Origin of the sequence: Microvirga mediterraneensis (assembly GCF_013520865.1) — a bacterium.
Taxonomy (GTDB): Bacteria; Pseudomonadota; Alphaproteobacteria; order Rhizobiales; family Beijerinckiaceae; genus Microvirga; species Microvirga mediterraneensis.
Map to the genome: position 1 here is coordinate 4461864 of NZ_JACDXJ010000001.1, position 13430 is coordinate 4475293.

Annotated in this window: 11 protein-coding genes; 9 read left to right on the plus strand and 2 right to left on the minus strand. The window is 66.1% G+C overall.

Annotated elements, in window-relative coordinates; all coding sequences use genetic code 11:
- The first annotated feature begins 1 nt into the window (after position 1).
- The 9 genes from H0S73_RS21260 to H0S73_RS21300 all read left to right on the plus strand — a co-directional run bounded on the left by H0S73_RS21260 (position 2) and on the right by H0S73_RS21300 (position 10924).
- Complete coding sequence (locus H0S73_RS21260; RefSeq protein WP_181054005.1) at positions 2–1165, plus strand: ABC transporter permease; 1164 nt, start codon at positions 2–4, stop codon at positions 1163–1165.
- Positions 1162–2790, plus strand: coding sequence for an ABC transporter ATP-binding protein (locus tag H0S73_RS21265; protein ID WP_181054006.1), 1629 nt, complete (start codon positions 1162–1164; stop codon positions 2788–2790). Before H0S73_RS21260 ends, H0S73_RS21265 begins: the two co-directional genes overlap by 4 nt.
- A gap of 114 nt (positions 2791–2904) precedes the next feature.
- Positions 2905–4125 carry a phosphopentomutase gene (locus tag H0S73_RS21270; protein ID WP_181054007.1) on the plus strand — a complete coding sequence of 407 codons (1221 nt, stop codon included), beginning with the start codon at positions 2905–2907 and terminating at the stop codon, positions 4123–4125.
- A gap of 143 nt (positions 4126–4268) precedes the next feature.
- A complete protein-coding gene (locus H0S73_RS21275; RefSeq protein WP_181054008.1) occupies positions 4269–5531 on the plus strand; it encodes a GTP cyclohydrolase II in 1263 nt (420 codons plus the stop codon).
- A 101-nt stretch (positions 5532–5632) separates the two neighbouring features.
- Positions 5633–6886: a DUF1688 family protein gene (locus H0S73_RS21280; RefSeq protein WP_181054009.1), complete on the plus strand. Its 1254-nt coding sequence runs from the start codon at positions 5633–5635 to the stop codon at positions 6884–6886.
- Positions 6887–7018: 132 nt separating this feature from the next.
- Entirely contained in the window at positions 7019–7648 is a 630-nt protein-coding gene (gene upp, locus H0S73_RS21285) for a uracil phosphoribosyltransferase (RefSeq protein ID WP_009494571.1), read from the plus strand.
- A gap of 16 nt (positions 7649–7664) precedes the next feature.
- Positions 7665–8567: a 2-dehydro-3-deoxygalactonokinase gene (locus tag H0S73_RS21290; RefSeq protein WP_181054010.1), complete on the plus strand. Its 903-nt coding sequence runs from the start codon at positions 7665–7667 to the stop codon at positions 8565–8567.
- Between the two features lie 60 nt (positions 8568–8627).
- The gene (locus H0S73_RS21295) at positions 8628–10010 is read left to right on the plus strand and encodes a leucyl aminopeptidase family protein (protein ID WP_181054011.1); all 1383 of its coding nucleotides are present in this window, start codon (positions 8628–8630) and stop codon (positions 10008–10010) included.
- Between the two features lie 62 nt (positions 10011–10072).
- On the plus strand, positions 10073–10924 hold the full coding sequence (locus H0S73_RS21300) for a C40 family peptidase (protein ID WP_181054012.1): 852 nt from the start codon (positions 10073–10075) through the stop codon (positions 10922–10924).
- 244 nt (positions 10925–11168) lie between these two features.
- On the opposite strand, the gene H0S73_RS21305 is transcribed toward H0S73_RS21300, so the two are convergent.
- Entirely contained in the window at positions 11169–12110 is a 942-nt protein-coding gene (locus tag H0S73_RS21305; RefSeq protein ID WP_181054013.1) for a 2-hydroxyacid dehydrogenase, read from the minus strand.
- On the minus strand, positions 12107–13429 hold the full coding sequence (gene deoA / locus H0S73_RS21310) for a thymidine phosphorylase (protein ID WP_181054014.1): 1323 nt from the start codon (positions 13427–13429) through the stop codon (positions 12107–12109). The genes H0S73_RS21305 and deoA overlap by 4 nt, the downstream gene beginning before the upstream one ends.
- Position 13430 lies beyond the last annotated feature (1 nt).

Here is a 13430-nt window from a genome sequence, read left to right on the forward strand (position 1 = left end):
GATGAACGAGAACGTGCCCGTCGTCTCGCCGGCATCCTCGCCCGTGGCGCCTCCCCTGCCCCGGCAAGGCTTCATCAAGCTCTCGCCGCTCAACCGGCGGCGCCTGCAGAACTTCAAGGCCAACCGTCGCGGCTACTGGTCGTTCTGGATCTTCATGGTCCTGTTTGTCCTGAGCCTCTTCGCCGAGCTGATCGCCAACGACAAGCCGATCCTCGCCTCCTACAAGGGCGAGCTGCTCTATCCCGCCTTCGTGGATTACCCGGAGGAGAAATTCGGCGGCTTCCTGGCGCAGACCGATTACCGCGACCCGGTCATCGCCAAGGAGATCCAGGAGAACGGCTGGCTGCTCTGGGCGCCGGTCCGCTTTTCCTACAACACCCACAACCTCGACCTGCCCGTCCCGGCGCCTGCGCCCCCCACATGGATGCTCACCGACGAGCAATGCCGCCCCATCGCGGAGCGCACCGGCGGCACCGGCTGCAAGGACATCGAGTGGAACTGGCTCGGCACCGACGACCAGGGGCGGGACGTGGTGGCGCGCCTCATCTACGGCTTCCGCATCTCCGTGCTGTTCGGCCTGACGCTCGCCGGCATCTCGTCCATCGTGGGCATCCTTGCCGGCGCGGTGCAGGGCTATTACGGCGGCTGGACCGATCTCCTGTTCCAGCGCTTCATCGAGATCTGGACCGCGATCCCCTCGCTCTATCTTCTCATCATCATCTCGGCCGTGATCACGCCGAGCTTCTTCGTGCTGCTCGGCATCCTGCTGCTCTTCTCCTGGGTGTCGCTCGTGGGCGTGGTGCGCGCCGAGTTCCTGCGCGCGCGAAACTTCGAATATGTGCGCGCCGCGCGGGCGCTCGGCCTGTCGAACGGCACCATCATGTTCAAGCATCTCCTGCCGAACGCCATGGTGGCGACGCTGACCTTCATGCCGTTCATCATCAACGGTTCGATCACGACGCTCACATCCCTCGACTTCCTCGGCTTCGGCCTGCCGCCGGGTTCGCCGTCGCTCGGCGAACTGCTGGCGCAGGGCAAGGCCAACCTTCAGGCGCCATGGCTCGGCCTCGCGGGCTTCTTCGTGATCGCCATCATGCTCAGCCTCCTCATCTTCGTCGGCGAAGCCGTGCGCGACGCCTTCGATCCGCGGAAGACGTTCCGATGACCGAGCCTCTCCTCTCCGTCCAAGACCTCTCCGTCGCCTTCCGCCAGGGCGGTGGCGACATGCTGGCTGTCGACCGCGTGTCCTTCGATGTCATGCCGGGCGAGACGGTGGCGCTGGTGGGCGAATCCGGTTCGGGTAAGTCCGTCACGGCCCTGTCGGCGCTCAAGCTCCTGCCCTACCCGTCCGCGCATCATCCCTCGGGCCGCATCCTGTTCAAGGGCAAGGATCTGATCGCCGCCGACGAGGACGAGATGCGAAAAGTCCGCGGCGACGACATCACCATGGTGTTCCAGGAGCCGATGACCTCGCTCAATCCGCTCCACACCATCGAGCGGCAGATCGGTGAGATCCTCAAGCTGCATCGCGGTCTCTCGGACCGCCAGGCGCGCGCCCGCACGCTCGAGCTTCTCGCTCTCGTAGGCATCCGCGATGCGGAGACGCGGCTCGACGCCTATCCGCACCAACTCTCCGGCGGCCAGCGCCAGCGCGTGATGATCGCTATGGCGCTCGCCAACGAGCCCGACCTCTTCATCGCCGACGAGCCGACCACCGCGCTCGACGTGACGGTGCAGGCGCAGATCCTGAAGCTGCTCGCCGAGTTGAAGAGCAGGCTCAACATGTCGATGCTCTTCATCACCCACGACCTCGGCATCGTGCGAAAAGTGGCCGACCGTGTCTGCGTGATGTTGAAGGGAAAGATCGTCGAGCAGGGAACGGTCGAGGAAGTGTTCGGCAATCCGCAGCACCCTTACACGCAAAAGCTCCTCGCCGCTGAGCCGAAGGGCCGCGCCAATCCGGTGGCGAAGGACGCGCCCGTCATTGTCGATGCTGGGCCGATCAAGGTGTGGTTCCCGATCAAGCGCGGCTTCTTCCAAAAGACCGTCGGCCATGTGAAGGCGGTCGACGGCGTGTCGGTGCGCGTGCGCCGGGGCGAGACGGTCGGCGTGGTGGGCGAATCCGGCTCCGGCAAGACGACGCTCGGCCTTGCGATCCTGCGCCTCGTGCAGTCGGAAGGCCCCGTGGTGTTTCTCGGCAACCGCATCGACGGCATGCGCGGGAAGGAGATCCGGCCGCTGCGCAAGGATCTGCAGGTGGTGTTCCAGGACCCTTACGGCTCCCTCTCTCCCCGCATGTCCATCGCCGAGATCGTCGAGGAAGGGCTGCTTGTTCAGGACAAAGGCCTCACCTACGCGCAGCGGCGCGACATCGTCGCGCGCGCCCTGCAGGATGTGGGCCTCGACCCGTCCACCATGGACCGCTATCCGCACGAATTCTCCGGCGGCCAGCGCCAGCGCATCGCCATCGCCCGCGCCATGGCGCTCGAGCCGCAATTCATCATGCTCGACGAGCCGACCTCGGCGCTCGACATGTCCGTGCAGGCGCAGATCGTCGAATTGCTGCGCGATCTCCAGAAGCGGCGCAATCTCGCCTACATGTTCATCAGCCACGATCTCAAGGTGGTGCGGGCGCTCGCGAACCACGTGGTGGTGATGCAGAACGGCAGGATCGTCGAGGAAGGATCGGCCGAGAGCATCTTCGCGGCCCCCCGCACCGAGTACACCAAGGCCCTCTTCGCCGCAGCCTTCAACCTCGAAACGGCGGCATCGGACGCCGTTCGGGAATAGGCTTTTCGGGATCAGCCCCCCAATTGTGGCGGTCACCTCCCCGTAGGAGAGCATCGCATCTTTCGCCGTAATGCCGTATCACTCATGATTCCCGTGTCTTGAAGGACTTTGCGAATGCCTCGCGCTCTACTCATCGTGCTCGATTCCGTCGGTATCGGCGGGGCGAAGGATGCGCCCGCCCATGGCGATGCCGGGGCCGACACGGGCGGGCATATCGCGGAGGCCTGTGCGGCAGGGGGCGGCGGCCGGGCCGGGCTGCGCCAGGGTCCGCTCGACCTGCCGCACATGACGGCGCTCGGCCTCGGCCTCGCCTGCGAAGCCTCGACCGGGCGCATGCCGCCAAATCTCGATCCGAAGGGTGCGCTGAGAGGTGCCTGGGGCTATGGGGTCGAGACCTCCAAGGGCAAGGACACGCCCTCGGGCCATTGGGAGATCGCAGGCGTTCCCGTCGCCTTCGATTGGGGCTACTTCCCCGACACGCTTCCGTCCTTCCCGGAAGAGCTGACCGCGGCACTCATCGAACGCGGCAACCTTCCGGGCATTCTCGGCAACAAGCATGCCTCGGGCACCGCCGTCATCGACGAACTCGGCGCCGAACACATGCGCACCGGCAAGCCGATCGTCTACACCTCGGTCGACAGCGTGCTGCAGATTGCCGCCCACGAGGAAACCTTCGGGCTGGAGCGCCTCTACGACCTCTGCCGGATCGGGCGCGAACTCTGCGACGCATACAAGATCGGCCGCGTGATCGCCCGTCCCTTCGTGGGCTCGCCCGAGACGGGCTTCAAGCGCACCGGCAACCGCAAGGATTTCGCCACGCCGCCGCCCTCCGACACCATTCTCGACACGCTCACAAAGGCGGACCGCTCCGTGGTCACCGTCGGCAAGATCGGCGACATCTTCGCCCATCGCGGCACGGGCAAGGAAATCAAGCCGAACGGCAACGATGCCTGCCTGTCCGCCGCCATCGCGGCGCTAAGGGACCTGCCCGACGGTGGCTTCGTCTTCGCCAATCTGGTGGATTTCGACAGCGAGTTCGGCCATCGCCGCGACATTCCCGGCTACGCCGCCGCCCTGGAAGCGTTCGACCGGCGCATCCCTGAGATCGAAGCGGCGCTTAAGGACGGCGACCTCGTCATCGTCACGGCCGACCACGGCAACGATCCCTCCTGGCGCGGCTCCGACCACACACGCGAACACGTCCCGATCCTGAGCTTCGGGCGGGGTGTGGCGCAGAACGCCATCGGACGGCGGGAGAGCTTTGCCGATATGGGGGCGAGCGTGCTGCGGCATCTGGGTGTCGGAAATCCAGGCAAGGGGATGTCCTGGCTCTGACCCTCGAAAAGGGCCAAGCTGCCGCACCTTGGGCGGGCGGCATTGACGGCACCGAAACTTTGGATCAGTCTTCCATAGATCGTATGGAGGCTCTCCGACGATCCGTTGTGGGAGTCTTCCCGTTTTCGCGTGGAAGATTGTTCATGAGCTCGCCTAACCGCTCGACCCATATCCGGCTCACCTCCCACCCCGAGCCGAACGCAGGCACCATCAAGCATCCGATCAGATGGGGGGCCCAGGATCCCCAGGAGCGCGGCCCGATCATCGGCACCGTGACCAATCCGGCCGACCGCAACGTGATCGGCGCCCATGGCGGCTCCTATTCCCTGTACCGGGCCCTGGCCATCTCGGCCCGCGCCCTCAATCCTCTGGCACGGCCGGACCTCCACAACACCCATCCGACCGCCGAGATCGGCCCGCATCCGCAATGGCTCGAGCCGGGCCGGATTGTCTCCCTCGACCCTTGGGGCCACATGGTCGGCCAGATCTACAAGGACGAGATCGCCGGCGGCCTCGACATCCGGCCCAGCATCGCGGTCACCAAGGCCCGGCTCAACATGCCGGAAATCCTCTCCGCCATGGGCGCGAAGCGCCTCGAGGCCGATGGCGGCTTCCTCCATGAATCGGGCGACATCTCTGTCACGAAGATCGCGGTCGATCCGGTCTGGCACCTGCCGGGCATCGCCCAGCGCTTCGGCTGCTCCGAGGGCGAATTGCGCCGCACCCTGTTCGAGCAGACCGGCGGCATGTTCCCGGAACTCGTCACCCGGCCGGACATGAGCGTCTTCCTGCCGCCCATCGGCAACACCACGGTCTATGTGGTGGGCGACGTGTCGCGCCTGAGCGATCCCAAGACCCGCATCGCCTGCCGCGTCCACGACGAGTGCAACGGTTCCGACGTGTTCGGCTCCGATATCTGCACCTGCCGGCCCTATCTCGTGCACGGCATCGAGGAATGCGTCCGGGAGGCGCAAGCGGGCGGCGTCGGCGTCATCGCCTATAACCGCAAGGAAGGCCGGGCGCTCGGCGAAGTGACCAAGTTCCTGGTCTACAATGCCCGCAAGCGCCAGGAGGGCGGCGACCAGGCCGCCACCTATTTCGAGCGCACCGAATGCGTGGCCGGCGTGCAGGATGCGCGCTTCCAGCAGCTCATGCCCGATGTCCTGCACTGGCTGGGCATTCGCCGCATCGACCGGCTCATGTCCATGTCCAACATGAAGTACGACGCCATCACCGGCTCCGGCATTGAGGTCGTGGAGCGGGTGCCGATCCCGGCCGAGCTCGTGCCGCCGGATGCGCAGGTGGAGCTGGAAGCCAAGAAGGCCGCCGGCTACTACACGCCGGACGGCGCGCCCGACCCGGCCGAGCTGACGCAGGTGAAGGGCCGCGACCTGGAGCGGTTCTGACGCTTGGCTTTTAACCTTCCCGTCAAAGGGCCGGGCGACGGGATGCTGCGCTCGGCCGATACTATGCTATCGCTCGCGATCCGAAAGCACCGGAGCCCTGTGTGACCGACCAGCCTGACCTGTCTCCAGAAACCCAAGCCGCGCGAAGCCTTCTCTCCGCCGCTGCCGTCCGCGAACGGTCGCACCAGCTCCTGCGGGTGGGGCTCGAAGGCCGACTTCGGCATTTCACGGTCGATCCCGGACGCCTTGAGGCTTGCGCCGACGAGGTCGTCAAGACGATCCGCGAGGCTTATCCGTCGCTCGATATCCCGTTTCATGCCCGATGGCGCCATTTCTCCGCCGGCGGCCATGACCGCTGGGATGCGGTGATGCACGGCGCCCCTTGGGAAACCGCCGCCGACATGGCCCGTGCCGCCTTCGATCTCGCCATCGTGTCCGTCCTGCTCGATGCGGGCGCGGGGGCGCAGTGGCGCTACGAGGAAGGCCGCACGGGCGAAACCTACACCCGGTCCGAAGGCCTGGCGGTCGCCAGCTTCGACATGTTCATGAGCGGCGCCTTCTCGAGCAAGCCCGAGGATCCGTTCCGCGTCGACGCCGATGTGCTCATGACCCTCACACCCGAGGATCTGGCCGAAGGTTTCCAGGTCTCGGCCGACAACCCGCTCGTCGGGCTGGAGGGCCGCGCCGCCCTGCTGAACCGTCTCGGCCGCGTGGTCGCGACGAATCCCGACATTTTCGGGCAGGTCGACGATCCTCGTCCGGGAGGCCTCGTCGACGTCATCGCGGCGACCGAGCAGGACGGCAACATCCGGGCGACCTCGATCCTGGAGGCGCTGCTCACCCATCTCGGGCCGATCTGGCCGGGCCGGATCACGCTCGGTGGGGTCGATCTCGGCGATACATGGCGCCATCCCCTGGTCGACGCGCCGGATGTCACGACGGGGCTGATCCCCTTCCACAAGCTCTCCCAATGGCTCTCCTATTCCCTGATCGAGCCGCTTGAATGGGCCGGCCTCACCGTGGTGGACATCGACGGGCTTACGGGCCTGCCCGAGTATCGCAACGGCGGACTGTTTCTGGATACGGGCGTGATCGCCCTGAAGGATCCGGCGGATGCAACCCGCCCCCACGCGGTCGATTCCGAGCTCGTGGTGGAATGGCGGGCCTTGACCGTGGCCCTTCTCGACCGCATTGCCGAACCGATCCGCGCGAAGCTAGGATTCGCCGCGAAGGATTTCCCTCTCGCCAAGGTGCTGGAAGGCGGCACCTGGGCGACGGGGCGCAGGCTCGCGAAGGAGAAGCGCGGCGACGGCTCGCCTCCTCTCAGCGTGATCAGCGACGGGACGGTGTTTTAAAGCTTCGAACGCGCACGTTAAGAACCGGTTTTGCGTGTGGAGACGCGCAAAACCTTAGAGCACCGGATGGCTTCGCATTCACGTCCGATGCTTTAAATGAATCAGCATCCGACGATCAAAGAGGAAAAGAACATGCAGGGCGTCACCGTGGTCGATCATCCGCTGGTTCAGCACAAGCTGACCCTGATGCGGGACAAGGAGCGTTCGACGAAGGGCTTCCGCCAGCTCCTCAACGAGATCGGCATGCTGCTCTGCTACGAGGTCACCCGCGACCTGCCCATGGAGCGCATCGAGATCGAGACTCCGATGACCAAGATGGAAGGCGCGCAGATCGCCGGCAAGAAACTCGTCTTCGCCCCCATCCTGCGCGCAGGCGTCGGCTTCCTCGACGGCATGCTCACCCTGGTTCCCGCCGCCCGCGTCGCCCATATCGGCCTCTACCGCGATCCGGAATCGCTCCAGGCCGTCGAATATTATTTCAAGGCCCCGTCCGATCTCGCCGACCGCATGGTGCTGGTGCTCGACCCGATGCTGGCCACCGCGAACTCGGCCGTCGCGGCCATCGACCGGTTGAAGGAGCGCGGCGCCAAGGACCTGCGCTTCGTCTGCCTGCTTGCCGCCCCCGAGGGCATCGAGAAGCTGCGCGGCGCGCATCCCGACGTGCATATCTGGACCGCCTCCATCGACGAGCGTCTCAACGACCACGGCTATATCGTGCCGGGACTCGGCGATGCCGGCGACCGCATGTACGGAACGCGTTAACCGAGGATCATCGATCTTGCGCTTCATCGTCGCCGACTGGGGTACGACCCGCTTTCGTGGCTATCTGATCGAGAACGAGACCATTCTCGATCAGGTCTCGTCGGACGAGGGCGTGTCGGCCCTCCGAAAAGGCCAGCATCGCGACGTGTTCCTGCGCCAATGCGGCCCTTGGCTGAATGCGGAGCCGGACGCACCGGTTCTGCTCGTCGGCATGGTGGGGAGCCGCGAGGGCTGGGTCGAGGCGCCCTATGCCGCCTGCCCAGCAGGCCCAAGTGAGATCGCCCGGGCGCTCGCGCCGGTGGATCTGGAGAACGGCCGCAAGGGCTACATCATCCCCGGCCTGTTCTGCGAGCCCGCGCCCGGTGCCGTCGACGTGATGCGCGGCGAGGAAACGCTGGTTCTCGGTGCGGGTATCGAGAACGGATTGATCTGCTCCGCCGGCACGCATCCGAAATGGATCGAGATGCGCAATGGCCGCATCGAGCGCTTCGCCACCTACATGACCGGCGAGATGTACGCGCTCTTGCGCGAGCATTCCATGATCGGCCGCCCGGCCACCGAACCGGAAGACCCGAGGGGCTTCGACCTCGGCCTCGATGCGGCACAGCGCAACAGCGGCGATAACAGGGTCGGCCTGCTGCATCTCCTGTTCAGCGCCCGCGCGTCCGTGGTCTCGGGTCGCATGAACAGCAATCTGCTCGCACCCTACCTGTCGGGCCTGCTGACGGGCGACGAGATCAACGGCGCGCTGTCGCAATTCGGCCGTCCCTCCTCCGTCACCATCCTGGCCGCACCCGAACGCGCGGAACTCTATATCCACGCCCTCAGGCGCCACGGCATCAAGGCGGAGACGAAGGACATGCAGCACGCCCTGATCGCAGGTCTCGCACGCATCGTGCGCGAACACGCGATCGGATGATGCGCATTCCGCCACCCTTTGAAGCTGTTCCGCAATTCGTCCACCGTTAGGTCAAAGCCAATGCCCCATCCCCTCCTCGCCTCCGCGACCGATGCCTCGAAGCCGATCTGGCTCGTCACCGAGCAGACATGGCCGGACATCGCAGGACAGCTCCCGCAACTCGCGCAGGGCTTCGCGAAGGCGCAGGGTTTCGAGGGCAAAGCCGGGAGCCATTGCCTGCTGCCCGATGCGGATGGCAGCCTCATGGGGGTCCTCTTCGGCCTCAACGGCGCGGATTCCAGGCACAACGATCCGTTTCTCGTCGGCAAGCTTCCGCCGCTCCTGCCGGACGGCGTTTATCGCTTCGAGACCGATGCGCCGAACCCGACGCTCGCCGCGCTCGCCTGGTTGCTCGGCAGCTACAGCTTCGACCGCTATCGCACACGCCGCGAGAAATCCGTGCGCCTCGTGACGCCGAAGGGCGTCGATGCCGAGGAGGTCTCGCACATCGCCAACGCGGTCGTGACGAGCCGCGATCTCGTCAACACACCGACCAGCGACCTCGGCCCCGACGGCATCGAGGCGGCCGCGCGCCGGCTCGCGGAGACACACGGCGCCACCTTCACCAGCATCGTCGGCGACGATCTGCTTGCGCAGAACTTTCCGATGATCCACGCGGTCGGGCGCGCGTCAGCCACACCGCCACGTCTCATCGATTTCACCTGGGGCAAGGCGGATGCGCCGCGCGTCACGCTCGTCGGCAAGGGCGTCGCCTTCGACACCGGCGGCCTCGACATCAAGCCCGCCTCGTCCATGCTGCTCATGCGCAAGGATATGGGCGGCGCGGCCGCAACACTCGCGCTCGCCTCCATGATCATGGACGCCAAGCTCCCCGTGCGCCTGCGCGTGCTGATCCCCGCCGTCGAGAATTCCATCTCCGGCAACGCCTTCCGTCCCGGCGACATTCTCGCGAGCCGTAAGGGGATCAGCGTCGAGATCGGCAACACGGATGCGGAGGGCCGGCTCATCCTGGCCGATGCCCTGGCGCTGGCCGACGAGGAGAGCCCGGACCTTCTCGTCGATTTTGCGACCCTGACCGGCGCCGCCCGCGTGGCGCTCGGCCCCGAACTGCCGCCGTTCTACACGGACGACGATGCGCTCGCGGCCGACATCGCCCGCCACGGCTCAGGCGTGAACGACCCCGTCTGGCGCATGCCGCTCTGGGCGCCCTACCAGAGCCAGCTCGATTCCAAGTTCGCCGACATGAACAACACCGGCGGGCCCATGGGCGGGTCGATCACCGCGGCCCTGTTCCTGCGCCGCTTCGTATCGGCCGCCAAGGCGCACGTGCATTTCGACATCTTCGCCTGGAACAGCTCCACCAAGCCGGCGCGCCCCGAAGGCGGCGAGGTTCAGGCGGCGCGCGCCATGTACGCTCTCCTCAAGGAACGCTACGGCTCCTGAGCCGATGGCATCGTAGTGCCGAAGAGACTAGAAGACCGCATGACCGTTCAGGAGCTGCCCCGATGAGTTTCGACCGCCGCACCACGCCCGTCCGGGAGGATCTCGCCGATGAGCGCCTGCGCGGGCAGGTCGCGGCCGGGCGCTTCACGACCGGCACAAGCAAGCGCGTCGTCACGACCTTTTCGCCTCTGCATCGCCACCCGTCCCGCGATGCGCCGGTGGACACGCAGGCGATCTTTGGGGAAAGCGTGACGGTCTACGACGAGCACGAGGGCTGGGCCTGGGTGCAGCTCCACCACGACGGCTATGTGGGCTACCTGCCGAGCGAAGCTCTCGGCGAGCCGGGACCGGAACCGACGCACAAGGTCAGTGCGGTGCGCACCTTCGTCTATCCGGGCCCCAACCTGAAGCTGCCCTTCCAAGATTACCTGACGCTGAACTCCAAGGTCGCCGTCACGGAAACGGAAGGCAATTACGCGCGCCTCGCCGCCGGCGGCTGGGTCTTCGCCGCGCACCTGAGCGGGCTCAATGTCTTCGAGACGGATTATGTGGACGTGGCCGAGCGCTTCCTGCACACGCCCTATCTCTGGGGCGGCAAGACGAGCCTCGGCATCGACTGCTCGGGGCTTGCCCAGACCGTGCTGACAGCCGCCGGCATCAAGGCCCCGCGCGACAGCGACATGCAGGAACGCGAACTCGGCTCCTCGGTCGAGGTGAAGCCGAATCTAAGCGGCCTCAGACGCGGCGACTTGGTGTTCTGGAAGGGCCATGTGGGCCTGATGATGGACGAAACGAACTTCATCCACGCCACCGGCCACAGCATGACCGTGATGATCGAGCCGCTGTCGGTCGCGGAAGAACGCATCCGCAGGACGAGCTACGGGCCGATCAGTTCGATCAAGCGGTTGGGCTGATCCACTGTCGTTCCGGACTGCGCAGTCCCGGGATCACTCGACAGGTGTGGCGCAGGAATACCTCTCCCTGAGGGAGAGGTCGGACCGGAGGTCCGGGTGAGGGGTTAGTGTCTTCTCCGGATAGGCCTGTAACCCCTCACCCCAACCCTCTCCCTCAGGGAGAGGGAGATCAGAGCCTCATTCGGCATTTGGTCCCGAACTTTGCTGCGCTTCGGACGGGATGACCAATAAGGAATGCCGCGCGTCAATAACCCCGCTTCTTATCCACCACGTTCTCGAACGCCTCGCCCGCCTCATGGCGGCGGATCTGCTGCGCGATGTAGCGCGCCGTCGCTTCCGGCTCGCTCGTCGCCGAGTTGTGCGGCGTGATGGTCACGCGCGGGTGCGTCCAGAGCGGAGAGTTTTCCGGCAGGGGCTCGGTCTCGAACACGTCGAGGGTGGCGGCCATCAGGGTCCCGTCGTCGAGACAGGCGAGGATATCGGATTCCACCTGCAGTTTGCCGCGTCCCGCATTGATCAGGACAGGTCCGCCGAGCCGGCCGTCGCGCGCGAGTTTCCCAAACAGGGAGCGGTTGAGAATGCCCTTGGTCTCGAGCGTGAGCGGCATGAGGGCGATGAGGATGTCGGTGCGGTTGAGGAAAGGCGTCAGCCCCTCTTCGCCCGCATAGACCTCGAAGCCCTCGACGGATTTCGCCGTGCGGCTCCAGCCGGCCACGTCGAAGCCCATCACCTTCAGCTTGCGCGCCGCATCCTGGCCGAGCACGCCGAAGCCCATGATGCCGACGCGCACGTCCCCGGCAATCGGAGGAGCGCGATCCGGATTCCAGCGCTTGGCCCTCTGGTCCTCGTCGAAGCGGCGCTGCTCGCGCAGATACATGAGGCAGTGCAGCACCATGTATTCGCTCATGCGATGGGTGAGATCGTCCTGCGCCACGCGCACGATGGGCACTTCTGGGAGATCGTGATAGCTCATCAGGTGATCGACGCCTGCGCCGAGCGAGAAGATCGCTTCGAGATTGGGCAGGCCGGACAAGCTTCCCGGCTTCGGTCCCCAGGTCGCCACGTAGCGGACGGCGCTCCTGTCGAAGTCCTCGCCCAGCACGACGATGTCCCGATCCGGCAGATGGCGCGTGAAACGTTCGACCCAGGGCTGCGTTTCCCAGGTGACGGCAACGAGAAGGCTCATGCGGTTGCTCCGATCCGTTCCAGAATGGCAGGTCCGGGAGCGGCCTCGCCGTCACCGATGGTATAGGCGGCGCGAACGGCGCGCGCCGCAGCCTCGGCGGCTTCCTCGCTGCGCGCATGCACGATGGCGAGCGGGCGCGATGCATCGACGGTCTCGCCGATAGCCGCGAGATCCGTCAGGCCCACCGCATGATCGATCGGATCCTGCGGCCGTGTACGGCCACCGCCGAGCGCCACGACGGCAACGCCGACCGCACGCGCGGCGACCTTCTGCACGATGCCGGAACTCTCGGCATGGATGGCTTTGATGACGGGCGCAGCCTGCAAATGCGCCTGATGGTTCTCCAGAAAATCTGCGGGACCGCCGAGCGCGGTCACCATGCGCTGAAAAACCTCGGCCGCCTTGCCGGAGGCGATCGCATGCTCGATCTTCTCGCGCGCCTCCTCGATGGTCGCGGCGAGCTTGCCGAGCAGCAGCATCTCGGCGGAGAGTTCCACCGTCACCTCGTGGAAGCGCTGCTCGCGGCGGCGGCCCGTCAGGTAATCGACCGCATAGGCCATCTCGACCGCGTTTCCTGCGGCGGAGGCCAGCGACTGGTTCATGTCGGTGAGAAGCGCGCTCGTGGGCAGGCCCGCGCCGTTGGCGACGAGCACCAGGCTCTCGGCGAGCTTCCGCGCGTCGTCGGCATTGTCCATGAAGGCGCCCGAGCCGAACTTCACGTCCATCACGAGGCCCTGCAGGCCGGCAGCCAGCTTCTTCGAGAGAATGGACGCGGTGATGAGGTCGATGGATTCCACCGTCGCGGTCACGTCGCGGATGGCGTAGAGTCGCTTGTCGGCCGGCGCGAGATCGGCCGTCTGGCCGATGATGGCGCAGCCCACTTCGCGCGTGACGCGCCGGAACGTGTCGAGATCGGGCTGCGTCACGTAGCCGGGAATGGAATCGAACTTGTCGAGAGTGCCGCCCGTGTGGCCGAGCCCGCGTCCGGAAATCATCGGCACGTAGCCGCCGCAGGCCGCGACTGCGGGACCGAGCGCGAGACTGACCGTATCGCCGACGCCGCCGGTCGAGTGCTTGTCGAGCACCGGACCCGGCAGGTCCCAGGTGAGCACCGTACCGGAATTCATCATCGCGCGCGTCAGCGCCACGCGCTCCGGCACGGAGAGCCCCCGGAAGAAGATCGCCATGGCGAAGGATGCCGCCTGGCCCTCGGTGACGCGCCCCGCCGTGAGACCTTCGATGAAATGCTCGATATGCGCGGGATCGAGCGTGCCGCCATCGCGCTTGTGGCGGATGATTTCCTGCGGAAGAAGCGTCATG